Source organism: Shewanella sp. Iso12 (genome assembly GCF_012030025.1).
In the GTDB taxonomy this organism is placed as follows: domain Bacteria; phylum Pseudomonadota; class Gammaproteobacteria; order Enterobacterales; family Shewanellaceae; genus Shewanella; species Shewanella algae.
Genome location: NZ_JAAUHW010000014.1, coordinates 106,085 through 129,429 on the forward strand (window position 1 = coordinate 106,085; position 23,345 = coordinate 129,429).

At 50.8% G+C, this 23,345-nt stretch carries 19 protein-coding genes, 2 tRNA genes and 1 other RNA gene; 10 read left to right on the forward strand and 12 right to left on the reverse strand.

Translation table 11 applies throughout. The features are described 5' to 3' along the window. Nucleotides 1–39: 39 nt before the first annotated feature. From rtcA to HCX89_RS19465, 5 genes are all read right to left on the reverse strand, one after another. Entirely contained in the window at nucleotides 40–1,077 is a 1,038-nt protein-coding gene (rtcA, locus tag HCX89_RS19445) for an RNA 3'-terminal phosphate cyclase (protein ID WP_167717096.1), read from the reverse strand. A gap of 3 nt (nucleotides 1,078–1,080) precedes the next feature. After that, nucleotides 1,081–2,307 carry an RtcB family protein gene (locus tag HCX89_RS19450; protein ID WP_144132846.1) on the reverse strand — a complete coding sequence of 409 codons (1,227 nt, stop codon included), beginning with the start codon at nucleotides 2,305–2,307 and terminating at the stop codon, nucleotides 1,081–1,083. A gap of 69 nt (nucleotides 2,308–2,376) precedes the next feature. Continuing rightward, on the reverse strand, nucleotides 2,377–3,546 hold the full coding sequence (locus tag HCX89_RS19455) for a slipin family protein (protein WP_167717098.1): 1,170 nt from the start codon (nucleotides 3,544–3,546) through the stop codon (nucleotides 2,377–2,379). Nucleotides 3,547–3,804: 258 nt separating this feature from the next. Continuing rightward, nucleotides 3,805–3,874 (reverse strand) — tRNA-Leu (locus tag HCX89_RS19460). 1 nt (nucleotide 3,875) lies between these two features. Then, a tRNA-Pro gene (locus HCX89_RS19465) sits at nucleotides 3,876–3,946 on the reverse strand. Nucleotides 3,947–4,206: 260 nt separating this feature from the next. On the opposite strand from HCX89_RS19465, the gene rtcR reads away from it, so the two are divergent. The 3 genes from rtcR (at nucleotide 4,207) to HCX89_RS19480 (ending at nucleotide 7,481) form a co-directional block, all read left to right on the forward strand. After that, on the forward strand, nucleotides 4,207–5,820 hold the full coding sequence (gene rtcR / locus HCX89_RS19470) for an RNA repair transcriptional activator RtcR (protein WP_129978746.1): 1,614 nt from the start codon (nucleotides 4,207–4,209) through the stop codon (nucleotides 5,818–5,820). Between the two features lie 683 nt (nucleotides 5,821–6,503). Further along, the gene (locus HCX89_RS19475; RefSeq protein WP_167717100.1) at nucleotides 6,504–7,055 is read left to right on the forward strand and encodes a hypothetical protein; all 552 of its coding nucleotides are present in this window, start codon (nucleotides 6,504–6,506) and stop codon (nucleotides 7,053–7,055) included. Nucleotides 7,056–7,067: 12 nt separating this feature from the next. Further along, entirely contained in the window at nucleotides 7,068–7,481 is a 414-nt protein-coding gene (locus HCX89_RS19480) for a hypothetical protein (RefSeq protein WP_167717102.1), read from the forward strand. Nucleotides 7,482–7,880: 399 nt separating this feature from the next. Here HCX89_RS19480 and HCX89_RS22775 read toward each other — a convergent pair whose 3' ends face one another. After that, nucleotides 7,881–9,572, reverse strand: a complete 1,692-nt coding sequence (locus tag HCX89_RS22775; RefSeq protein ID WP_217351539.1) for a hypothetical protein — start codon at nucleotides 9,570–9,572, stop codon at nucleotides 7,881–7,883. Between the two features lie 755 nt (nucleotides 9,573–10,327). On the opposite strand from HCX89_RS22775, the gene HCX89_RS19490 reads away from it, so the two are divergent. Then, nucleotides 10,328–10,933 (forward strand): DUF1629 domain-containing protein, encoded by a 606-nt coding sequence (locus tag HCX89_RS19490; RefSeq protein WP_071237632.1) that lies wholly within the window; start codon nucleotides 10,328–10,330, stop codon nucleotides 10,931–10,933. A gap of 75 nt (nucleotides 10,934–11,008) precedes the next feature. Beyond that, entirely contained in the window at nucleotides 11,009–11,617 is a 609-nt protein-coding gene (locus HCX89_RS19495) for a DUF1629 domain-containing protein (protein ID WP_144134207.1), read from the forward strand. Nucleotides 11,618–12,461: 844 nt separating this feature from the next. Here HCX89_RS19495 and gcvP read toward each other — a convergent pair. From gcvP to HCX89_RS19525, 6 genes are all read right to left on the reverse strand, one after another. After that, entirely contained in the window at nucleotides 12,462–15,350 is a 2,889-nt protein-coding gene (gene gcvP, locus HCX89_RS19500; protein WP_167717105.1) for an aminomethyl-transferring glycine dehydrogenase, read from the reverse strand. 114 nt (nucleotides 15,351–15,464) lie between these two features. Beyond that, complete coding sequence (gene gcvH, locus HCX89_RS19505; RefSeq protein WP_025009008.1) at nucleotides 15,465–15,854, reverse strand: glycine cleavage system protein GcvH; 390 nt, start codon at nucleotides 15,852–15,854, stop codon at nucleotides 15,465–15,467. A 23-nt stretch (nucleotides 15,855–15,877) separates the two neighbouring features. Then, complete coding sequence (gcvT, locus tag HCX89_RS19510; protein ID WP_167717107.1) at nucleotides 15,878–16,972, reverse strand: glycine cleavage system aminomethyltransferase GcvT; 1,095 nt, start codon at nucleotides 16,970–16,972, stop codon at nucleotides 15,878–15,880. Between the two features lie 250 nt (nucleotides 16,973–17,222). Beyond that, a complete protein-coding gene (locus HCX89_RS19515; RefSeq protein ID WP_037474072.1) occupies nucleotides 17,223–18,434 on the reverse strand; it encodes an FAD-dependent monooxygenase in 1,212 nt (403 codons plus the stop codon). Nucleotides 18,435–18,436: 2 nt separating this feature from the next. Then, nucleotides 18,437–19,708, reverse strand: a complete 1,272-nt coding sequence (gene ubiH / locus HCX89_RS19520) for a 2-octaprenyl-6-methoxyphenyl hydroxylase (RefSeq protein WP_167717109.1) — start codon at nucleotides 19,706–19,708, stop codon at nucleotides 18,437–18,439. A gap of 66 nt (nucleotides 19,709–19,774) precedes the next feature. Further along, the gene (locus HCX89_RS19525; RefSeq protein WP_144221264.1) at nucleotides 19,775–20,356 is read right to left on the reverse strand and encodes a UPF0149 family protein; all 582 of its coding nucleotides are present in this window, start codon (nucleotides 20,354–20,356) and stop codon (nucleotides 19,775–19,777) included. Between the two features lie 263 nt (nucleotides 20,357–20,619). On the opposite strand from HCX89_RS19525, the gene zapA reads away from it, so the two are divergent. The 5 genes from zapA to sodC all read left to right on the forward strand — a co-directional run bounded on the left by zapA (nucleotide 20,620) and on the right by sodC (nucleotide 23,338). Then, complete coding sequence (gene zapA, locus HCX89_RS19530; RefSeq protein WP_025009004.1) at nucleotides 20,620–20,928, forward strand: cell division protein ZapA; 309 nt, start codon at nucleotides 20,620–20,622, stop codon at nucleotides 20,926–20,928. Between the two features lie 40 nt (nucleotides 20,929–20,968). Next, nucleotides 20,969–21,149, forward strand: a non-coding RNA gene (gene ssrS / locus HCX89_RS19535) — 6S RNA. 8 nt (nucleotides 21,150–21,157) lie between these two features. After that, complete coding sequence (locus HCX89_RS19540; RefSeq protein ID WP_167717111.1) at nucleotides 21,158–21,814, forward strand: 5-formyltetrahydrofolate cyclo-ligase; 657 nt, start codon at nucleotides 21,158–21,160, stop codon at nucleotides 21,812–21,814. A 50-nt stretch (nucleotides 21,815–21,864) separates the two neighbouring features. Beyond that, nucleotides 21,865–22,374 carry a hypothetical protein gene (locus tag HCX89_RS19545; protein ID WP_167717113.1) on the forward strand — a complete coding sequence of 170 codons (510 nt, stop codon included), beginning with the start codon at nucleotides 21,865–21,867 and terminating at the stop codon, nucleotides 22,372–22,374. Nucleotides 22,375–22,816: 442 nt separating this feature from the next. Beyond that, on the forward strand, nucleotides 22,817–23,338 hold the full coding sequence (sodC, locus tag HCX89_RS19550) for a superoxide dismutase family protein (RefSeq protein WP_025009001.1): 522 nt from the start codon (nucleotides 22,817–22,819) through the stop codon (nucleotides 23,336–23,338). The last annotated feature ends 7 nt before the right edge of the window (nucleotides 23,339–23,345 follow it).

A 23,345-nucleotide genomic window follows, 5' to 3' on the forward strand; every position in this document is an offset into this window, starting at 1 on the left:
ATATTTTTCACCCGCCTGGCTGCTAGCCTCCACGGTAGTTCAGCTGCTTATGCTAATTTGCCAACACAGCTCATTTTGCTGTTCAGCCCTAATATTGATATCCATAAACTGCTTGATGACCTCAATATTGGTGCTTGTGTGCAGGCTCGGTTTGCTGGTCGTGTAACTGCCTTTTCCAGCCAAGGCCATGGGAATGAGTAACTGATCCGCCAGTTGCTCTTCCACTGCTGCTTCGGCGCTAACAAACTTATTTACCCGCCCCGCACATCGCTTGGCCACGCGCTCTGCCGAGAGGCCCTGCTCGCCAACCACTTCAAACAGGTTAGTATGTGTCTTACCCAGGATTGTTAACTGAAAGCTATTACCTGGCCCTATGGAGTCCACATCCGTGATTATGCCTGACGATGCGCTCCACCCCAGAACCGTTTTTGCTGCAGCCACTTCTCTTTGCCCAATAGACACAGGTAACTGGCTGACAAGTGCATGAAGCCCGCAGTTTTCCGGTTTTTTTGCAAACTCACTTCCAGGCTCCATGAGCCTAATTGGGCTCAAGAATTTTGCCGGCTTTATCTCTATCTGCCACTTGCCACCACCTACCGGGTAAAACCCAAGCGAAGACTTCACAATTTGGCAATCGATGCCCATCAGCTTTAACAGCGGCAAATAGGACTGCTCCAGAAAACACAGCGAGGGCGACATTCCATTGTGTGTGCCACCTTCAAACTCGACCTTGGAGCCTGCCTTCGCCAGCGCTAAAACCGGCAAAATGGTTTGGCACACCAACACAGTGCTTCCTGCTGTGCCAATGGCGAAGCGATAATCGCCGGGCAAAACCTCACCGGGCGAAAACCGTATCCGGCTGGAGCCCAGTTCCACCCCTTCTGTGCTCGCCTCACATATCGCTTGTGCCGCCAATACCGAGGTCAGGTGTTGGCGCAGCAATCCGGGCTTCTTACGCTTGGCTCGAATATTGACTATTTCGATTGGCCGCTGAGTCAAAATAGACAGGGTCAATGCTGTCCTTAACACCTGACCACCGCCTTCTCCCTGCGCCCCATCTATCACTAAATACGGCATGATTTACCCCTTAACGCACACAACTTGCTTCAAGGTGTAAACCACTTCAACCAAATCTTTCTGCGCTTCCATGACCTTATCTATATCCTTGTAGGCATGAGGTATCTCATCAATGACTGCCGCATCTTTACGGCACTCCACCCCTTGAGTGGCTTCAATTTGATCTTTGACCTTATATACCTTTTTCGCCTGGGTTCTGGACATTACCCGCCCGGCACCGTGACTGCAGCTATTGAAACTTTCGGGGTTTCCCAAGCCCCTGACAATGAAGGAACGAGCCCCCATACTTCCTGGAATAATCCCCATTTCGCCCTTTTCGGCTCGAACGGCACCTTTACGGGTGACATAGCAGTCTTTACCGAAATGCCGCTCCCGGGAGATATAGTTGTGATGGCAATTCACCGCCAATTCCGCTGTCGAAAACTCTGTCGGGATCAGCTTTCTTAAGGCTGCAATCGCATTGAACATCATGATTTCACGGTTTTTCGCCGCATAATCCTGCGCCCACTCTACGGCCTCGACATAGTCATCAAAATACTCACTCCCCTCTTCCAGATAAGCCAAATCCATATCGGGCAAGTTAATCTGATGGCGCTGCATCTCTTTCCTGGCCAGTTCGATAAAATAGGTACCTATCCGGTTGCCCACACCGCGACTGCCTGAATGCAACATAATCCACACGGCATTATTTTCGTCCAAACAGAGCTCAAGAAAGTGATTGCCTGTACCCATAGTGCCTAAGTGGTTCAGGTTATTACTCCTCTTTATTGCCGGGTGCTTTTCACAAATTCGCTCGAACCTGGTTGCCAGTTTTTTCCATTCCTCGGCCACCAGCTCAGGAACATTGTGCCAGGCACCTCTGTCCCTTGCCCCTCTGGCTCTTCCGGTTCGGCCATGGGGGATAGCGGCCTCAAAGGCACTTCTTATTCCAGCCAAATTATCCGGAAGCTGACTGGCGGATAAGGTCGTTTTGACGGCTACCATGCCGCAGCCAATATCGACACCAACGGCAGCGGGAATAACGGCATCCACCGATGGTATTACGCTGCCAATGGTTGCCCCCTTGCCCATATGGACATCCGGCATAACCGCTATGTGTGAATGTACCAAAGGCATAGCGGCAATGTTGTTCAACTGCTCCAGAGCCTTGTCTTCAAAAGGAACTCCCTTGGTCCACGCTTTAATCGTTGCCCGTCCCTTGCTTTCTATAACGTTGTAATTACTACACATTACTGATTCCTTTACTTCCAATCCATTTCTCAGCGGGCTGCGGCATCCTCTTCGCCGCAGCCCTTCCCGTCAGGCAATTTTCACTATGCCATTCATAAGCCCTTCCAGGCCGCCGTAAACCGTCAGGTTGCCTATCTTGTCCGACACTTTCTCGAGTGCTTCAAGCTCCTTCAACCGCATCAAGGTAGGATTGTTTTCCATCACCTTGGCAGTGTTGTGCAAACTTCTGGTGGCCGATGTTTCTTCGCGGCGCTTGATCACATTGGCTTCCGCCGCTTTTTGTGCTTCCACCACCTGATTCAATATCGCCTTCATCTCTCCGGGCAGAATAATGTCCTTCACGCCCACATTGACCAGTGAGATACCTATAGCAATAAGCTGATCTGAAACCAGTTCCTTAACTGTTTCATTGACATACAACTTATCCAACAGAATATCGTCCAGTGACTTAGTGCCAACCGCTTCCCGCAACGCCAGTTGCAATGTCTTGTAGACAAAGTCATCCACCTTATCCACGCTGCGGGCAGCAAGTTCGGCATCCTGCAACCTAATGCTCGCGCTAAGATTAATCCGCAGGCTCACCCTGTCTTTACTCAAGATTTCCTGGCCTGAAATCTCCAGCATCTGCGTCCGGCAATCAAAGGGCTTCACTTCAATCGTGTGATTGAACTGCCAAAATGCGTGCTGCCCCGGCTCCAACCTGCGTATGAATCGACCATTTACATACAACAAGCCGATATGGTCTTTGGTGACAGAGATATCCGCAATCGGCTTAATCGCCACTGTACGGTTGCTTCTGATCAATCTTGTAGCGGTATTGGCTCCCGCACGATTGATCAAGAAGAGCAGCTTTTCATCAACTTGCAGATTTTCCTCAATTGAGAGGGTATCCAACCTCAATTCCCCCGCGTCTTTCCACAGGTAAAGGTGCTCACCCGGTGCAACAATGCCTTGCAGCAGATCGTCCACATAGAGCAATCCCACTTCATTGCTCGACAGTTTCCAATGCGAGATGTGTTTACGCAGAGCATCGCTGCTTCGGTAAAGTCTGTCGGCATTTTTTTCAGCAAAGTAGAGCGTATTGATATCAAAGGTAATGAATTCCAGATCATCTTTAATATCCCAAATTTTGTGCTTCCCAGGCATAAGTACATCCGCCAGCATTTGATTTTTAAACATCAATACCCTTTGGTTTTCAGCGACTGTAACCGTTTTTCTTATTGAGAGTTTTTTAAACATAGTTAATTTCCTTTTATCCTTTCACTTACCCGGAAGTAAGTGGAGTTAGCAAGAGTTCATTGCTTAACTGAGAAAGGCACCTGATTTCTAAATGGCAGGGAGCATCCTGCTGGCTACCATTGGTCCATCTTTAGCGTTTATCAGTCATTGGCAAAAACGACTCACTAACCTTGATTCTTGCAATTTGAATTTAGGGCGGGATTTGAACCCACAACAATCGAATTAACACTTCGATGCTCTACCAATTTGAGCTACCTGTATTTAAGGAAGGATTCGAACCTTCGACTACGACATTACGCCGCTGCTCTATCCTCTGAGCTACTTAAATCCTATTAAGATGGGAATCGAACCCATGACCGACGAATCCACTTCGCTGCTCTTCCAGCTGAGCTACTTAATAGTGCATTTGATTAGGCATACGCAGTCACAGTGTTCAGCGCACCGGTGTGACCTTTGAATCACAACCACTTAATCAGACAAGTTATCTATATCAATCAATGTGCCAACTTAGGTACCAACTAAAAACAAAATTCATAACACCATGATTATTAAAAATAAATAATTTTCGCAACTCATAAACCCTGATTTACTACCAGGTTGACCGAAAACAAAAAAAGTAATTAAATGGATACAAACATATCAATATGGATATCACAATCAATGAAGCGCACTGTGGTCGTAAGTTTGGTTGGCACTCAATTGGATTACACAGGGAAAGGAAGTGATAGATGGGCCAAGTGGCGCCCCAATGTCAGCTTATGCAGCCAAGAAGATTTGATTGTCAGCCAACTGCACATGCTTCATGACAACCACAGTAAAAGATTGGCCAGCAGTGTTGCGGCCGATATTGGCAGCATTTCACCGGAAACAGAAGTCGAATTACACAATGTGAACTTCAATGATCCCTGGGATTTTGAAGAGGCTTACTCAAAACTCTATGATTGGTGCCACCAACAGGTATTCGATACCGACCGGAACGACTATCTATTCCATATCACCACAGGTACCCATGTTCTGCAGATATGTATTTTCCTGCTGACAGAGAGCGGCCACTTTCCCGGCCGCTTGATACAAACCTCACCGGATAGAGGCAATAAAAATAAGGCTATAGGAAAAACCCAGATCATTGATTTGGACCTTTCCAAGTACGACCAACTGGCGACACGCTTCGACAAGGAACACCTCGAAGGAAAAGAGTTTCTTAAGAGTGGTATAGAGACGAAAAATGCGGCATTTAACCGGCTGATTACGCAAATCGAAAAGGTCGCGATCCGCTCCAGCGATCCTATGTTGCTCACAGGCCCAACCGGTGCCGGCAAGAGTCAACTTGCTACCCGTATTTTTCAGCTGAAGAAAAAGCGCTCAATGTTGGAAGGAGAGCTGGTATCGGTAAACTGTGCAACGCTGAGAGGCGAAAATGCCATGGCAGCATTGTTTGGTCACACCAAAGGAGCCTTTACCGGGGCGCAAAAAGAACGCCGTGGATACCTTCTGACAGCAAATAAAGGCATGTTATTTCTAGATGAAATAGGTGAGCTCGGGCTGGAAGAACAAGCCATGCTGCTGCACGCAATTGAAAACAAGACTTTTCATCCTGTGGGCAGTGATCAACCGGTATCCAGCGACTTTCAGTTGATAGCCGGAACAAATAGAAATCTGAAGTCACAAGTCCATCAGGGCCTTTTTCGGGAAGATCTGCTGGCCAGGATCAACTTGTGGACCTATGAACTCCCCGCATTAAAAGATCGCAAAGAAGACATTCCAGCCAATATTGACTACGAAGTCAGACTCTACGAACAAAAAACCGGACAGCGAATTCAATTCAATAAAGAGGCTAGGGTTGCATTCGAAAACTTTGCCACTTCCAACAGGGCTATTTGGTCGGGTAATTTCCGCGATCTAAGTTCAGCCATCACAAGATTGTGTACATTGGCAGACTCATCAAGGATCTCTGTGGATGATGTGAAAGAAGAAATCGCGCGACTAGAGCAGTTCTGGCAATCTTCTCCACACGATACTCAGGTAGAAACGCTGAAGCAGTATCTTGCAGATGAAGAAATTGCCCAGTTGGACCAGTTTGATGCCAATCAGCTCAACTATGTTTTAAATATCTGCAAGCAACACGGCAGTATGGCATCGGCCGGCAGAGAGTTATTCGATGTCAGTAGAACCAAGAAAGCCCAAACCAACGACTCGACAAGATTGCAAAAGTATCTCCAAAAATTCGGCTTAACTTGGTCGAAGATACAATCCAAGGGGAAAGAATTAGCCTGATATCATAGGATGCAAGAGGTTTGAACAAACTCACCGACACGCCAATAGAATAAGTAGATAGATAAGCTTCGCCCCGTTGGCTCTCGCAGCCACAACCGCCATTTTTGAATCGCTAAAACATCCCATCGATGACGAGCTCAAGCTTAACAGGGACTTTAGTCGTCTATTCAAAGGGCCACTTGGTACCTGAGTCAGTCAGCACTTACTTGTAAAACCTGAATTGCACAACAACATAAGTGAGGTACTGCTCGTTGCCTGTAGCCAGAGGCTGACCCCTTATCTCAGCCGAATCCAGTGCGATTTTCATCCGGCCTGAAACTCAACTTTTCCATCACTTCAATACCTAAGCAGGTCAACTTTAGAAGGTGATGTTTCCTCAATGGAAGCATCTGTCTTTTAAGAACCCGGGCAGATGTAGCCATAACGAACAAGATCATGAATTTTTTACAAAAGATTCGTGACTTATGCAAACGATGGGGAGATCATATTGATGATTTCAATTGGGTTGTCACAGATTTTGCTAAAACTGCCGCGCAGCTATTAGGGAAGGTGTGCCAATGGTGAATCGAGAGTAAAAACCCCCATGTAAACACTGGAACAAACTTCCACCTGACCAACACAATTAAATGCCAAAAGACAATTGATGACCAAGGCCTTGGTTAGCAAGACATTGGAAATAGGAAATGAGTGAATATTATTTAATTACCAGCAGCGGTCCCTGTGCGATGACTGAGGTGAGTGATCACGATAAGCGGTATATCAATTATAAAGAGTGCGCCCGCCCGCCGATTGAACCCATTCGTATCTATGAAACCTACAAACCGGAAGACGAATATCAAACCCCTGAATTTGTGCGCACCAAAGTGATCGCGCTGTCCAAGCGCGTAGTGATTGAAGCGGGTCTGCAATATATCTATGGTATCAACTGGGTGCCTGCGCACATAACTAATGCCAACGGACGCCGCGATTATCTGTTTATCAACTATCTGCAAGAACTTAAATGCGCCGATGTTGAAAAATCCAAGTACTCATACATAGATTCAATGGGTGGGCTGACGGGGTTGGAGAAACTGGTACTGGATGAAGCTCTGCTCGCACAAACCCCGCTCAATCAGCGACTCATTTTTATGATGGCAGAATCCGCACGCATTCTGTTCCATCGCTCCATAGTCGAACGTATCATGGCTACCAATCCAATCAACACCACCTTTAAACCCTGCGAACAGTTTGCCTAACAAGGATGCAGTATGACATTCATTCCTTTTGAAAAAGCCGCCGTAGAGGCCGTGCTACCTGAAAACCGTGCGAAATTGGTGTTCACACAACCGGATGTTTATATGCATTTTGGTGAAATCAAAACGCTGTATCTTTATGACGACATCATCGAAGACCTCGATGACAAATGGCTCGATCAACTCACCCATTGGTGGGGGGAATTGGATTTTAACGCGCCTAATACCGAGCATGACCTGGATAAAGTGTGCACTGAGTATACCTTCATTGATTTTGCACTGTTACCTGAGCTGGCGTCACTGGATGAGCACACGGCAAAAGGCACGCCACTGGCGTGGGATAAAAAAGAACTTGTTATCAACACCAATTTCTTGGCTGGACTGCAACAGGCGGGGGCGGTCGATATTTGGTTTGATAAGCTGTACTAGCTCACCCACCTCCTAACCCTGGAACTCTGGGTCTGCCACACGAATCTGGCCCAGTTTCCGTTTTATCAGCGCCCTGACGCTATCATCTCCCAGCCCCAGATTATTTGGCTATGCACTAACTGAGTATTCCTGTCTCACACATTTAACACGGCTTGACGGGCAAATTTTCTGATGGGCTACCACCTGGACTGATAAACAACATGCTCAGTTCTCAGCTCGATATGTTTATCCAAAGTATTAATGAGGTATGTTTAGTCTCGAACGACCTCCCATACCCCTTCTCTCCTGAAAAAGCCATACAGCACTAAAAACCTAATGCTGTACGCCGATTTCAACAGCCCTGTCCGCTTCACATCCAGACTTTAATCACACCTATTTAAGATAGCTGGAGCCAAATAATCAAAGAGTATCGCAAAACATTTCCCTAACACCTTGACCACTCTTGAACGCACAATCAATGGCTAATTGTCTATCGGCACTGAGGTTACCCATCTCCTGGTCAATGAGTTCAGCCCCCTGTTCCAGGGTATTGGCTTCTATCACGGTTTGGAAAAGCTGCAAATACCAGTTTTGGTTCGGCCTTAACGCTACTCCTTGTCTTTCAAAGTACTGGCATGTTCGAATGATCACAGAGCATTGCATCATCACATAGGTGGACTTCGCTTCTGTATTGCTCCATAACTGTTCTATGCTCATTAACGCAAATAAGCCAGACAAAGTTTGAGCAAGCAAATATTGCCCCACCAATTCAGCTGTATCCTGATTTCGATATTTTAAGTGGGAGTCAACAATGAAAAAGATACTAAAACAACATTCCGCCATCGAAGTAACCAACTGCTTATTTTCAGGGTATCCCTTATCCCTCAAGCCGGAAACAACATCATCCAATACCACTTCGTATATGTTGGATAACAAAGTATCCAAAGCAGCGGGTAATTGAAGCTGCTCGTCAGTATCCGATACGGAGTCAGACTTACGCAATGCGACCACTAGCTCTTCGAGCATATTCGTCAGTATCAAAACTTCATTTTCAGAGAACTGATCCAAGTACTGGAAGTCATAGTCATTAATAAAGAGAGTTTTTTTATCACAGCGAATACTACGAATTTCACTTAAGGAAAAACTCTCTACCTTTCTCAGCGTACCTTTAGCCCAAATAGCATGAGGAGTCACAACCAAAAAATCTTTGGTTGTTTGCATAAAGGTGTTATCCACAATCATCAGGATATCGTAAGGTTCGATTTTACCCTCTGATATTTCGATGACTTTTCTGACTTTGTGGACTTTGATAGCCGGCGCGATTTGGATTTGTTGAGATAGACGATGCCTCTTGGCCACGGCGTTAACTATATCCAAGTATTCCCGCTGATAGCTACCTTCAAAAGCGGGCTTGGGACTGGATTCCTGCTCCGGCTTTTCAGGCTTAAGGCTTTCGGGGGCAGCGCTTTCAGCTTTGTCGCTCGCCGGTGCTGTATTACTGGCCGGAGCTGTATTGGTGATAGATACGCCACCATTTGCATCTGCTGCCGGAATAACACTCTCGGTTGTAACGCCTTCAGGGGGAAGATTTTCAGCAGTAACGCTCGTCGAAGCAGTGTTGCCGACAGAAGCTTCATCATTTGCAACAGTTGCCGGAGTCACGCAGGCTTGTGCCACATTCGAAACTTCAGCAGTTTCTGTCGCCCCTGTATTGCCTTGTATCTTTTGGGCCAGTTTTTCCAATAGTTTCAATAAAACCGCGGGCTTCATACCGGAACCCGCCATACCAAAAGCACAGCCTTGCCCCAACAACAGATCTGAACCGTCAACAGCATGCTCTTGACTGGTGTTTATCAACTCTTCCCACGACATGTGGTTTTTTGCAGAAGTTGTTGTCCAGTCATTTTTCCAAAACAATCCTTCAGATGTAAATGCCAGACCATTTTTTGCAGAACCAAACACCGTAGAATCGACTATGGCATAAATATCGACCGATGATGACATGCCATAACATGCACTTGCATTTTTAGCTTTCTTGCTGGGTATGTTGGGCGCAACAAAAAGCCCATCAGAGTGGAAGTTCTGCAAAATCTCCAGCACATCTGTTTCCATTTATCCTGTTCCTTGTATAAAACCTTGCTCAATACATAGCTATGTAACGTATTGATATAATTTGAGTAAGAACAAGGATAAGTGCAGCAAGCAGCCCCCTGCAATGCTTTCTTAACAAAAGTATGAACTCAAACGACATCATCAATCCTGCCTCTGTGTCCTACAGGTTCTACCGGGTGTCTGCCATGACAACAGCAGCCATATTGAACTGCTTACCCATCGATAACAGGCTCAAGCTGACGACCGACTTTAGCCATGTATTCAAAGGGCCGGATGGTACGCTGGAGCCACTTACAGCGCTTTGTAAAGCCAGAGCTGTGGATCTGCAACGACAGAGAAGGCAAGGAGCAGCTAATTGCCGGAAGCTTTTTAGCTGAATCCCCGAGGCTCCCTGGTACTAATCTCGGGGAAAGGTCATCTCCAATCGAACTTTATTCAATTTCAATGATCTCTGAAATTCGAATTTTGCACTCACTTCAATAGTCGAACGACCACGGCGGCACTCGCCTTTATTTCTCGTTTTATGTATTCTTTTTGTATCCGGTGTCTCTCAGAGCAGGTTGGAAATGTTAGAATCACGGTCGCTGATCGGATTGTGAGACTAGGTTGGCTTGCCGATTGAGCAGAGCGCTCGAATCGAGCCGAGTTCCCTTTTATTTTCGAAACTCAGTGATCTACATTTAGGAACAGCTATATAGGCATGAATTAGATAGTGTTATCAAATTCCCATGCATATGGAAGCCTGAGAGAGGTATATGAGACAATACGAAGAACAGTATTACATATTAAAGCGTGTTGAGTTTCGGGAGATATTCTTATCTCTTAGAGCAACAGAGAACACTGGAGCCCGCAATCATACTTATGAAAAGCTTGATTATGGGGATGGACCAGTTTTATTTGAGAACGGCTATAAAGGTGAGATCCCTTTCCATCTTACTAATGCTCAGATGGATAGTATATACCCAGTAGTATCAGAGGATGTTGCATCGGCGGTAAAGGGCTACCCTACTGAAGGGTTTCAGCTATTCCCAGCTGTGATTATTGATGATGATGACCATTGGCATGAGGATTTTTATTTCTTCAACTTTTATCGAGATATAGATTGTGTTGATTTTCAAAAGAGTACCGTAAGGAACTACTCACCAACTAAAAAGAACAACACCGTTTTACAATACAAACTTGATGCAAGTGTGCTCGACGCGATCCCTGAAGAAAATAGGCTAATGATAAAGTTAGCTGGTGTTACAGGTGGGGCATTACTGTTCCATGAGAAGATTGTTAAAGCTCTAACCAAGTTCAATATTGAAGCTTTTCAGTTCTTTAAGCTAAGCGATTACCGTAAAGGGATGGAATTTGAATAGGTTGCACGTGTAACGGAGGGATGCCAAGATACCCTAGCATCTGTTGGAAAAATAGCGGCCCCAAAGTAGGTGTTTATGAATAATTACGAAGAACAATACTACAAAGTTTTTGAAGTACCATTTCGAGAAACTTACCTTCATTTGAAGGCATCACTGGATACTGGCCGCCGTCGCTACAGTTTCACTAAATTAGATGCTATTGATGGACCAATATTTTTTACGAATGCAGATAAAGGCGAAATGCCGTTCATAGTAAGTGATTTTTTACTCCATAGTTTTTTTCCTGTGGTTTCTAAGAAAATTGCCGACATGATCATGCCTTATAGCATTAATGGCTTTCAGTTGTTTCCTACTGTGTTAATTGGTGACGATGAGAAGCAGCATGAAGATTTTTTCTTTTTTAATGCTTATGACAAACTCGACTGTATAGACTTTAACAGCAGTGACATACATGATTATTCATCAGAAGACAGTATACACGAAGTCATTCGGTATAAATTAAAAAACGAAGTGCTAGATACGATTCCATTAGAAAACCGTTTGATCATACGCCCGAGTAAAGTTGCTGGTGGCGGTTTATTCATTCATGAAACTCTTGTGACTCAACTTATTAAGTATGTCGACCCTAGTGCCTTTAAGTTCTTTAGATTGAGTGAATACACATTAGGGGATAAATATGTATAGCATTGTATTTTTTAAAGGTTGGTGACTGCTTTTTGAAACCATAGCTATACAGAAAAGCTTTTGAAGACACCTAAATAAGTGATCCTAATTGTGCTCCACCTTCATTAGACCATGCCCACCACCAGGGAATGGTGAAGCCTGGTCCATAAAGAACTTAACTCGCTCCATCTGCTTAAGAATACCCATCGACAACTAGCTCAAGCTAACCAGGGACTTTAGCCGTTTATTCAAGGGCCGGATGGTATACCGAAGGCACTTACGGACGGCTCTACTCACCTGCAACGACAACGAAAGCAAAGGTTGCATGGCCAGCAGTTGTTTAGCTGAATCCCCGAGGTCCCAAGTATTTCTCTCCATCGAACTTTGTTCGATTTCAATAATCTCTTAAATTCGACTTTTGTCTTCACTTTAAGCCGAATGGTCCACAAAAGGTTAAAGAATGATGTTCTTTCTGAAAACATCATTCTGACAGCAACACAGGTAACTAGAGATGTTGCAGTGTGGTCAATGCATCGTATTTTTCGCAGGACTAGAGGGGGAATTTCAGATACGGCTCAACGCCGCAGTAGCGAGTCCAAGCAGCAATAATGGCGTCACTGCCGAAGAGAAGGCAATGAAGCCGATCATTTTCGCCGCGCAGTTTACTTGAGTAAATGAGCAGCGAAAATGATTGGATGAAGCCCTAACTAACTGTGCTCCACTAAACCATAATTGCGTTGCTGACGAAGCACTCTTTGTGTAAGCCCAAGCCGGGGGCAAATCGATGGCGCCAGCGCGCAGTTGACTAATGTCAATGAGCACTGGCGCCAAGATTTAACGCCGCAGTAGCGAGTCTAAGCAGCAATTACTCGTACTCAGACATGGGCACACAGGCACAGAACAAATTCCTATCCCCATACACATCATCAATACGATTCACGGTCGGCCAGAACTTGTTGGCCTTGACTGTGGCATTCGGGAATACCGCCAGTTCGCGATCGTATGGACGGCTGTCGAAGGCGGGATCCATGATGTCGGCTAGCGTGTGTGGTGCATTGTGCAGCGGGTTATTGTCCGCAGGCCACTCACCGGCTTCGACCCGGGCGATTTCACCGCGGATGGCCACCATGGCTTCGATAAATCTGTCCAGTTCGGCCTTGGACTCAGACTCGGTCGGCTCGATCATCAGCGTTCCGGCAACCGGGAAGCTCATGGTCGGAGCGTGGAAGCCGTAGTCGTTGAGGCGTTTGGCCACATCCATTTCAGTCACGCCGGAGGCTTCTTTCAGCGGACGCAGATCGATAATGCACTCGTGAGCCACACGGTCGTTACGGCCGCGGTACAGCACTGGATAGTGCTCTGACAGCTTCTTCATCACATAGTTGGCGTTGAGCATGGCGTTCTGGGTTGATTCACGCAGGCCCTTGGCGCCCAGTAGCTTGATGTACATCCAGCTGATTGGCAGTATGCTGGCGCTGCCGTAAGGCGCGGCAGAAACGGCGCCGTTGTTGTCGCTTTCGCGGCCCGGCTTAACCAGAGTATGACCGGCAACGAAAGGAGCCAAATGCGCTTTTACGCCGATGGGACCCATGCCTGGACCACCACCGCCATGAGGGATGGCGAAGGTCTTGTGCAGGTTGAGGTGGGAAACGTCCGCGCCGATAAAGCCGGGAGTGGTCACACCCACCTGGGCATTCATGTTGGCACCGTCCAGATACACCTGGCCACCGTGTTGATGAATCACCTCACAGATCTCCGAGACGGTTTCTTCATACACGCCGTGGGTGGAAGGATAAGTGATCATAATGCAGGATAGGTTGTCGGCCACTTCGGCCGCCTTGGCGCGCAGATCTTCCATGTCCACGTTGCCGCGCTTGTCACAGGCCACAACCACTATCTTCATACCCGCCATCTGCGCCGAAGCCGGGTTGGTACCGTGAGCCGACTGAGGGATCAGACAGACATTGCGGTGCCCCTCGCCGCGGGATTCATGGTACTTCTTGATGGCCAACAGACCGGCGTATTCGCCGGATGCACCCGAGTTGGGCTGCAGGCACATGGCGTCATAGCCGGTGATTTCCACCAGATAATCAGACAGCTCATTGAGCAGCTTTTCATAACCCTTGGCTTGATCCAGCGGGCAGAAAGGATGCAGGTTGGCAAATTCCGGCCAGCTGATAGGCAGCATTTCGGCGGTGGCATTCAGCTTCATGGTGCATGAACCCAGAGAAATCATCGAGTGGTTCAGCGCCAGGTCTTTGTTTTCAAGACGCTTGATGTAGCGCAGCATCTCGGTTTCGCTGTGGAAGCTGTTGAAGGTTGGATGAGTCAGGATAGCCTCATCACGCAGCAGCGCCGCAGGGATGGACTCACTGCCCTTGGCAAGGATTTCAGCGTCCAGTGCCGCCACATCCAGGCCATGACCGGCGCCCAGAATGATATCAAACAGGGCCGCCAGATCATCAGCGGTAGTGGTTTCATCCAGGCTGACACCCAGAGTGCCTTCGGCATCGATACGCAGGTTGCTCTCGGCGGCAACGGCGCGGGCCAGCACGGCGTCTTTGTCGGCCACTTTGAAGGTCAGAGTGTCGAACCAGCTAGCGTTGACCAGCTCAATGCCCTTGGCCTTGAGGCCGGCGGCGAGAATATCGGTCAGGCGGTGGATACGCTCGGCTATGGTCTTCAGCCCTTGTGGGCCATGGTATACGGCGTAGAAAGAGGCCATGTTGGCCAGCAGGATCTGCGCGGTACAGATATTGGAGTTGGCCTTTTCGCGGCGGATATGCTGCTCACGGGTTTGCATCGCCATCCGCAGCGCTGTGTTGCCGCGGCTGTCTTTGGAAACGCCTATGATACGGCCAGGCATGGAACGCTTGTGCTCGTCACGGGTCACGAAGAAAGCGGCGTGCGGGCCACCATACCCCATAGGCACGCCGAAACGCTGCGCGCTGCCAAAGACCACGTCGGCGCCCAGGCTACCGGGAGACTTGAGCAATACCAGCGACATGATATCGGCGGCAACAGCCACAATCGCTTTCTGCTCACGCAGCTTGGCAAAGAGTTCATGCTGATCGTTCAGCTCGCCTGTCTTGCCGCTGTACTGGAACAGGGCACCAAAGAGTTCATGATTGAGCGCTTCCTCGGCGGGGCCTACGACGACTTCAAAACCAAAGCATTCGGCGCGGGTCTTGACCACATCCAGCGTCTGCGGGAACACGTCATCGGCAACGAAGAAGATATTGGCTTTCTTGGCCTTGGATACCCGTTTGGCCAGCGCCATGGCTTCGGCGGCGGCTGTGGCTTCGTCCAGCAGCGAGGCGGAGGCCAGATCCAGGCCTGAGAGATCCATGGACATCTGCTGGAAGTTCAGTACCGCTTCCAGGCGGCCCTGGGCGATTTCCGGCTGGTATGGGGTATAAGCCGTGTACCAACCCGGGTTTTCCAGCACATTGCGCAAAATGACGTTAGGCACTTCAGTGCCGTAGTAGCCCATGCCTATGTAGCTCTTAAAGACCTTGTTCTGCTTGGCCAGACCCTTGATATAGGCCAGACCTTCGGCTTCGCCACAGGCTTCGCCCACGGCCAGATCCCGGTTCAGACGAATCGACTCCGGTACTATCTGCGCCGTCAGATCTTCCAGTGACTCGGCGCCAACATAGTTCAGCATCTCTTGCTGCTGCAGGGCGTCGGAGCCGATATGACGACGGATAAAGAGTTCGTGCTGCTCTAACTGAGTGAGGGTTTGCTTGGTCATGATTAACCTTGTTCCATGTTCGCCGGTATCCAGCCGTAGGGAGGCGGTGTACCAGTCTCTTTATTTAGTGGTAAAACAAACGAAGCCCCGGAGGGCTTCGTTTTTCAGCGACGCTTATTCTTCGTCGATGACAGCCTGATATCCTTCGGCATCCAGCAGGTTGTCCAGCTCAGACAGGTCAGAAGGCATGATACGGAAGAACCAGCCATCACCGAATGCATCGCTGTTGACCAGCTCAGGGCTGTCTTCCAGCGCTTCGTTGATGGCAATCACTTCACCGGACAGAGGGGCATAGATATCTGAAGCGGCCTTAACAGATTCGGCCACAGCGCAATCCTCAGAGGCGCTGACAGTGTCGCCTACTTCCGGCAATTCAACGAAAACCATATCACCCAGCAGCTCCTGCGCATGTTCAGTGATACCGACTGTGTAGCTACCGTCTTCTTCCTTGCGGATCCATTCGTGAGAAGAAGCGTACTTCAGTTCGCTTGGAATATTGCTCATTATTCTTGTTCCTTTCCCGTGTTTTAGAATGCTTGTTTACCGTTACGCACAAAGCCTGGCGCCACTACTTTAACAGCGACGCGCTTCTTGCGCATTTCGACTTCGGCCGTATCCCCAATGGAGTTCGGTACCCGGGCCATCGCAATAGAATAGCCCAATGTCGGTGAGAATGTACCGCTGGTGATCACGCCTTCCTGCTCTTGGCCGTTGGCGTCGGTAAAGAATACCGGCATGCCGTGGCGCAGCACGCCTTTTTGCTCCATCACCAGGCCGATAAACTTGTCGGCTCCGGCCTCTTTGATGGCGCTCAGGGCTTCACGACCGATAAAGTCACGATCGCTCGGTTCCCAGGCAATGGTCCAGCCCATGTTGGCGGCCAATGGGTTAACGGTTTCATCCATGTCCTGACCATAGAGGTTCATCCCGGCTTCCAGGCGCAGCGTATCGCGGGCACCCAGACCACATGGCTTAACACCGGCCTCGAGCAACGCTTGCCACAGGGCTTCGGCTTCTTCGGCAGGCACTATGATTTCATAGCCAGCTTCACCTGTGTAACCTGTGGTAGCCACAAACAGGCTGCCCGCCTGCACACCGAAGAAAGGCTTCATGCCTTCAACGGCCGCGTTTTGCTCGGCAGTGAACACAGTGGCGGTTTTGGCTTTGGCATTGGGGCCCTGCACGGCAATCATCGCCAGCTCAGGGCGCTCGGTCACTGTGACATCATAGGGCTTGGACTGCTCGGCAATCCAGGCGAGATCTTTGTCGCGGGTGGCTGAGTTGACGACAACCCGGTAATGGGTGTCATCGAGATAATAAGTGATCAGATCGTCAATCACCCCGGCTTCATGGTTCAGCATGCCGCTGTACAGCGCCTTGCCGGAGACCTTGAGTTTGGCGATATCGTTGGCCAGCAGTTTACGCAGGAAGGCTTTGGCGTCGCTGCCGGTGACATCAACAACCGTCATATGGGAGACGTCGAACATACCGGCGTCCTGACGCACTGCGTGATGTTCTTCTATCTGCGAACCATAGTTGAGTGGCATATCCCAACCATGAAAATCAACCATCTTGGCATTGGCTTCCAAGTGCTTGTTAAAGAGTACAGTTTTATTAGCCATTGTTATCCCTTCTAGTCGGGGCTTTACAGTGTCACCCAGGGGCAACACTGAGTTAAAATGCAGCGAAATTATACCCTGCGTCACAAATTTGTATACAAGTGATTTTTCTAATCCGAACCATTATGGATTAATTTTTCTCATGGTTTGCCTGTAATTTTTTTACAGCAAATCACAGTACATGTATAAAAAACGCCCAAAAGCGACTGTTTTTGGGCGTTTTCCTTCACATACGGCTAACCGGGGATGAAGATTATTCAGGACGGCACAAACGCGGCAGCTTGAATTTGTGTCCCATGGCCTGTTGCATGAACACAGTTTTCAGCCCAGCGACATTGTCCACCAGGTTGAGACCGAGATCGCGAATCGCCTTTTTCAGAGGATTACTGCCGGCAAACAGCCGCTTGAAGCCCTCCATGGCAGCTATCATCTCCATCGCCTCGGCTTTGCGCCAGCGCTCAAGGGCGCGCAGCTCGCCATAAGCGCCGATATCCTTGCCTTCGCCGTGCAATGCCGCCACGGTTTCCACTATGGCGCCGGCATCAAGGAAACCCAGGTTAACCCCCTGCCCCGCCAACGGATGTATGGTGTGCGCCGCATCGCCGGCCAACAACAAACGATGGCGGGCGAAATGGCGCGCATAACGCATTCGCAGCGGAAAGCTCTGGCGTTCACTCTCCAACTGACACAGGCCCAGGCGGCCATCGAAGGCGGCGGTCAGCGCCCGGGAGAAGGCCTCATCATCCAAAGCCTGCAAGGCTTCGGCCTTTTGCGGCGGCACCGACCAGACGATGGAGCAGAGGTCGCTCTCATAAAGCGGCAGAAACGCCAGTGGGCCGTCGGCACTGAACACCTGGCGGGCACAGTCACCATGGGGCAACTGAGTGCGAATGCTGGCGACTATGGCGTGATGGCCGTAATCCCAGAAGGTCAGCGGGATCTGGCACTGTTGGCGAACCCAGGAGTTGGCGCCATCGGCAGCCACCACCAGGGCGGCACTGAGGTTATCGCCGTTATCCAGCGTCAGCCAGGCTTCACGCTCACCAAAGGCGATACGCTCAAGCCGGGTGTGTTCCAGCAGTGTCAGCTGTTCCAGCTCTGCGGCTCGCTGGGCCAGGGCGTAGTGAATGGCATCGTTTTCGATTATGGTGCCAAGGGAAGTCTCGCACTGGCTCTGGGCATCAAACTGGATGCGCCCCATGCCGTCTTTTTCCCAGACATCCATTTTGCTGTATGGCCCGAGACGGGACTTGTCCAGATAGGCCCAGGCACCCAAGTGTTCAAGCAGCGCCTGGCTGGCCTTGTTGATGGCACTGACCCTCAGGCGTGGCGCCCCCTCGACCGGCGCGGCACCGGCGGCATCTATCACCACCACCTTGAGCCCGGCCTGTTCCAGGCCGCAGGCCGTTGCCAGTCCCACCATACCGCCGCCCACCACGGCCACATCATAGCTTTGGAAATTCATCGTCACTGACTCCTGGAAAATAAACAAGCAGCCGATTGCCTGTGCCACCCCATGGCTCTGTGGGCCACCTGGGTCTTGAGGGGTGGGCACCAGGAGAGGATCCTGAGCCCCAGATTACGTCCGGCCACCAGCGGCCAGTAGTTGTTGGAAAAACCGCGCACCAGAAACTCAATATTGTTGATGGTCTGGCGTCTGTCCTGCTCACGGGCGGCATGATAGGCATGCAGCACCTGGGCTGCGCCTGGGTCGCCACCTGCGGCCAATACCGGCTCCAGCGTTTCCAGTACAGTGACCAGATCCCTGAGTCCCAGATTGAACCCCTGCCCCGCTATCGGGTGCAGAGTCTGGGCGGCATTGCCCAAATAAAGCGTGCGGTGATATATGGGTCTTGGCATGTAAGAGAGGCTCAGTGGGTAGCGGTTGCGCTCCCCCACAGCCACAAAACGCCCGGCTCGATAGCCGAAGGCCTGCTGCAGCTGCTGCAAAAACTCGGCCTGCGGCAGAGCCTGCACCCGCTCGGCCTCTTCATGGGGCAAGGCCCACACCAGAGAGAGCCGGGCCTGGCCGTCGCTGTCGCCCATAGGCAGCAGAGCCAACGGGCCGTGCTCGGTGAAGCGCTCCCAGGCCACGCCATTATGGGGCTTGTCGGTAGCAACATTGGCGATAACCGCGCTCTGACCAAACTCAAACTGCTGCAACGCCTGTTGCTGCTGGGCACGCACCGAGGAGTTAACCCCATCTGCCGCCAGCAATAAACGGCAGGAAAGCCGCTGACCATTACTGAGCGTTAAACTATGGCCCGCAGCCGAGGTTTGCAGCTTCTCGAGACGCGCCGGGCAATAAAGCTGGATATCACGTTTGGCGATGGCGCCAAACAGCCGCTGGCCGACCCGCTCGAGTTCTACCACCTGGCCGAGGGAGTCCAGCGCAAACTGCCCGGCGTTGAGCTCTGTCATGCCGAAATGGCCGCGATCCGAGACATGAATATCGGTTATCGCTGTGCCTAGATCTTCAAGCAAAGGCCAGATGCCGAGGCGCTTGAGCTCAAACACTGAGCCATTGGCTATGGCGATGGAGCGGGCATCGAAACCTGGATGTTGCTTGGCGAGATCGAAGGCCTCGATAACGGCAATTTTCAGCGGACGGGAGAGTTTCCTGGCCAGGTCGGCCAGCCCCAATGCCAAGGTGGCACCGGCCATGGCGCCGCCGACAATGGCGATATCCAGCTCAGCGCATTCCTGACTCACAGCTTGGGCGTCAACTTGCGGGTTCATCTTTCCTCTACTCAGGCACGCTCAATGGGTGCCGTCACAGAAATGACAGGGCAAACGGGTGCCCTGTCAATGCAGCGTATTATTGTCTTGTGTTTCGGCGTCGAGATCCGGCAACTCAGGGCCGAACTCTGAATAGCAGAGAATGGCGGCCATGCGAACAAACTCCAGCAGCTCGAGATATGCACTTTCGGATTCATCATCGTCGGCAACATCGAACTCTACCTGGGCAATTTCCGCCAGATCTTTGATCACTTCACGAACATCTTCCGATGCCTGATTCAAACCGGGTTGAATGATGGCGATGCCGGTGAGGAAGCTCTGGGTCCAGAGCGAGAGCGCTTCGACCCGCACTGTCAGAGGTTCTTCCTCTTCCGGCAGCAGCAGGGTGAAGCCAAAGTCTGGATCCTGCAGTCGATTGACTGTGTCACCAAAAAGTTCGGTTATCAGTTGTGTCAGTTTGTCGGGCAGGCGCTGGCCGTCGTTCATCAGCTCGAGCAGTGGCTGATACCAGGCCTGCTCCTGCTGTGGCACGCCGCCACAAATCAGGCCCACCAAGGCGCCATGCACTTCAACCGGATGCTGACCTATGTCGGCGTTGTCGAGCGCACTGCGCAGGCTTTCGATACGTAATGAGGGTGGGGTTGCCATAAAGCTGTCCAAGTATTGAATTTACCCCCGTCATGCTAGCAGAGTTAGGGAAGGCGACCAAGACTGGAATCTTACCCAAGCTGCGAGCCAGGTCGTGCATTTGGCAATGTATCCAGGCTTCGCCGGTTATCTACTGCCGGGATTTGTACCAAGCTGGTCAGGGAAACAGCAGCCAACGCAACAAAGCGGCGCTTGTCTTGCACTTTAACGCTGAGCTAGATATATTCCGCCACAGAGCCAAAGAAAAGGATCCCGTGCGGAAGATGAGTAACAGTGCCATAGATATCACCCTGTTGGGGCGCACCTACTCCATCGCCTGTCCCCCGGGTCAGGAACAGGCTCTGCAAGCGGTGGCGCAGAAATTGGAGCTGCAACTGGGCAAGATAAAGTCCCGCACCAACGCCATCAGCCGCGAGGAAATGGCTTTGATGGCCGCACTCAACATAGGCTATGAGCTCTATGAAGAGCAGCGGAAGAATCAAGATTATATGAGCCAAATGGATGACAGAATCCGTTTGCTGCAATCCACTCTTGAGCACGCATTGGTTGAGCGAAGCGCAAGAGAGGATTAAACTGAAATAGCACGAACCCTCACAGGTTCGACCCAGAATTTGCTCCCTGGGGTGTGCGACAGCTGGTAATGTCCCTGTGCCGATATTTTTAATCTCAGGGTGAATGTTTTACTGACATTGTGCATGCTCGGCGCGAACCGAGAAGCCTTAGGATGTAATCATTTACCCGCCTTGAACCTACGGTTCAAGGGCTACACCGGCATCGACATTCTGGGGAGCATCCTCATTTATGACTCACACAGACTCAAGCAGCCAAACCCGTGATGCGCGTTGCAAGACGCTCAGGCAAGCCATTCGCCATGCCCGCAGGGCCATTCCCGAAGCCGAGCAGCATGTTGCCGCCCTCAAGGGTTGTGAGCAGTTTCTAACCTTGCTCGATGAACTGAGCGCCCAGGGCAGAGCAATCAAGACAGTCGCCCTCTACTTTAGCTGTGACGGCGAGCTGGATACGGCTCCCCTTATCGAAGCGCTATGGCAACGGGGAATAACCACCTGTCTGCCGATCATTCATCCCTTTGCCCCTGGGCGTTTACTGTTTCTGCGCTATCAACTCTCCAGTCAACTGCACACCAACCGCTTTGGTATCCCCGAGCCCAGGCTGGATATCCGTACTCTGGTGCCTTTGGCTGAGCTGGATCTCATCCTCACGCCATTGGTGGCCTTCGACGCCCAGGGCAACCGCATGGGTATGGGCGGCGGCTTCTACGACAGAACACTGGCCGCGGCGCAGCAAAGCGCCCGAACTGTGCCATTACTGGCCGTCGGCTTTGCCCATACCCTGCAGCTGGTAGACTCCCTGCCCCTCGCCCCCTGGGATATCCCGCTGCCCTTTATCGTTACCCCGGGCAAGCTGCATAGCTTCAACACTCTGACGGCTGAATCTTGACCCGAAAAAGTGGTATAACATCAGCCAGAGAAGTCGCGGAGTAAGCAAGTATGGCACGTCAGTATCGCAGCCTTGATAGACCAGACAGTGCCCAGCGGGCCAAGGTTAAGCAGCAGATGCAGCGGGAAACCTATCACAATATGCGCCGGCAACAGTCACAACCCAAGGCGCTGCTCGGCGCCTTGCTGGGCGCCATTCTTGCTATGTGGCTGTTTCTATTTATGGCCGGCAGCAACAGCACTCTGGTTTGGCTGTATATGCTGCCGGCGGTGGCTGTGGGCCTGGGGGCCAGATGGCTGGGGAAGTGTTTCGAGTGGCAGCTTTTGCTGCCGGTTCCGCTGATTACGCTACTGCTTTATAGCCTGGCACTCTGGTTGTTACTGCGCTTTCATGCCTCGGATCTCCTGATAGTGCCGCTTTGCTGCGGCATCAGCCTTTACTGCGCCCGCCGTTCACTCAGGGAAGGTGCGAATAAGTCCTCGTGGCACTCTGGCTTACACAGCAATTGGCGTTCAAGGCATCTGACTGAAGGCATGCCGGGGCCTGTCGAAGTCGGATAACGCAGAGAGCCGGTTGCTGTGAAAGCCCCGAAGGGCGTGGCTTACAGGCCTGCCTGCTGTGTTGTGCTTCTTGCAAAGGACTAGGGCCATTTGCTGCGAACCACGCCTTGCATCCAAGCCCGTAAGCCGACGCAGAGCACACATGGGACTTGTTCGCACCTTCCTTAGCCCCATGGAGCAAAGCGCCCTGTGGCAGGCCAAGCTGGATCAACACTGAGACCTGGCTCCAGGCTGTTATTGCTATTGCTGAAATATCTTGGTGAATTGGCGAATCCTCTTATGGCGCTGGCTTGAATCTCAGGGCAGGTTAACACCAGACATTAGGCCGGCTGGCACTCTGCCCTGGCGGCTTCTATGCTGAAAGCCATATAGGCAGCTCATTATCATGCCGCCGAGTCGGCCTTGTCGTTTTTGGAATTCCACTCAAAGGAGAGAACAAGCGATGAAAAAGTCCATCCTGATCCCGGGTTGTTTGTCACTGGTGTTTGCCGCATCACAACTGGCCGCCGAAGAAGTCAGTATCTCATTACTGTCGGCCGATGGCCCAAGCCCCATAGGCAGCATCAGTCTCAGTGATTCCGCCTACGGCCTGGTGTTAACCCCCAACCTCAAGCAACTCACGCCCGGCGTTCACGGCTTCCATGTGCATCAAAATGGCAGTTGTGACACCAGCAGTAAAGACGGTAAGACGGTATTGGGCGGCGCGGCCGGAGGTCACTTCGACCCTGATGGCAGCGGCAAGCACGGTTACCCCTGGACAAATGACAATCACAAGGGCGATCTGCCGGCGCTCTATGTCGATGCTGATGGCATGGCTTCCACACCTGTGCTGGCACCAAGGTTGAAACTGGCCGACGTCAAAGGTAAGGCACTGATGATCCACATGGGAGGCGATAACCATTCAGATCACCCGGCGCCACTGGGCGGCGGTGGCGCCCGTATGGCCTGTGGCGTGATTAACTGAGCCGCAC

What these genes read in the sequence shown, in the direction of transcription:
- rtcA (WP_167717096.1), bottom strand. Translation starts at nt 1,077, where the DNA reads ATGCCGTATTTAGTGATAGATGGGGCGCAGGGAGAAGGCGGTGGTCAG.
- HCX89_RS19450 (WP_144132846.1), bottom strand. Translation starts at nt 2,307, where the DNA reads ATGTGTAGTAATTACAACGTTATAGAAAGCAAGGGACGGGCAACGATT.
- HCX89_RS19455 (WP_167717098.1), bottom strand. Translation starts at nt 3,546, where the DNA reads ATGTTTAAAAAACTCTCAATAAGAAAAACGGTTACAGTCGCTGAAAAC.
- rtcR (WP_129978746.1), top strand. Translation starts at nt 4,207, where the DNA reads ATGAAGCGCACTGTGGTCGTAAGTTTGGTTGGCACTCAATTGGATTAC.
- HCX89_RS19475 (WP_167717100.1), top strand. Translation starts at nt 6,504, where the DNA reads ATGAGTGAATATTATTTAATTACCAGCAGCGGTCCCTGTGCGATGACT.
- HCX89_RS19480 (WP_167717102.1), top strand. Translation starts at nt 7,068, where the DNA reads ATGACATTCATTCCTTTTGAAAAAGCCGCCGTAGAGGCCGTGCTACCT.
- HCX89_RS22775 (WP_217351539.1), bottom strand. Translation starts at nt 9,572, where the DNA reads ATGGAAACAGATGTGCTGGAGATTTTGCAGAACTTCCACTCTGATGGG.
- HCX89_RS19490 (WP_071237632.1), top strand. Translation starts at nt 10,328, where the DNA reads ATGAGACAATACGAAGAACAGTATTACATATTAAAGCGTGTTGAGTTT.
- HCX89_RS19495 (WP_144134207.1), top strand. Translation starts at nt 11,009, where the DNA reads ATGAATAATTACGAAGAACAATACTACAAAGTTTTTGAAGTACCATTT.
- gcvP (WP_167717105.1), bottom strand. Translation starts at nt 15,350, where the DNA reads ATGACCAAGCAAACCCTCACTCAGTTAGAGCAGCACGAACTCTTTATC.
- gcvH (WP_025009008.1), bottom strand. Translation starts at nt 15,854, where the DNA reads ATGAGCAATATTCCAAGCGAACTGAAGTACGCTTCTTCTCACGAATGG.
- gcvT (WP_167717107.1), bottom strand. Translation starts at nt 16,972, where the DNA reads ATGGCTAATAAAACTGTACTCTTTAACAAGCACTTGGAAGCCAATGCC.
- HCX89_RS19515 (WP_037474072.1), bottom strand. Translation starts at nt 18,434, where the DNA reads ATGAATTTCCAAAGCTATGATGTGGCCGTGGTGGGCGGCGGTATGGTG.
- ubiH (WP_167717109.1), bottom strand. Translation starts at nt 19,708, where the DNA reads ATGAACCCGCAAGTTGACGCCCAAGCTGTGAGTCAGGAATGCGCTGAG.
- HCX89_RS19525 (WP_144221264.1), bottom strand. Translation starts at nt 20,356, where the DNA reads ATGGCAACCCCACCCTCATTACGTATCGAAAGCCTGCGCAGTGCGCTC.
- zapA (WP_025009004.1), top strand. Translation starts at nt 20,620, where the DNA reads ATGAGTAACAGTGCCATAGATATCACCCTGTTGGGGCGCACCTACTCC.
- HCX89_RS19540 (WP_167717111.1), top strand. Translation starts at nt 21,158, where the DNA reads ATGACTCACACAGACTCAAGCAGCCAAACCCGTGATGCGCGTTGCAAG.
- HCX89_RS19545 (WP_167717113.1), top strand. Translation starts at nt 21,865, where the DNA reads ATGGCACGTCAGTATCGCAGCCTTGATAGACCAGACAGTGCCCAGCGG.
- sodC (WP_025009001.1), top strand. Translation starts at nt 22,817, where the DNA reads ATGAAAAAGTCCATCCTGATCCCGGGTTGTTTGTCACTGGTGTTTGCC.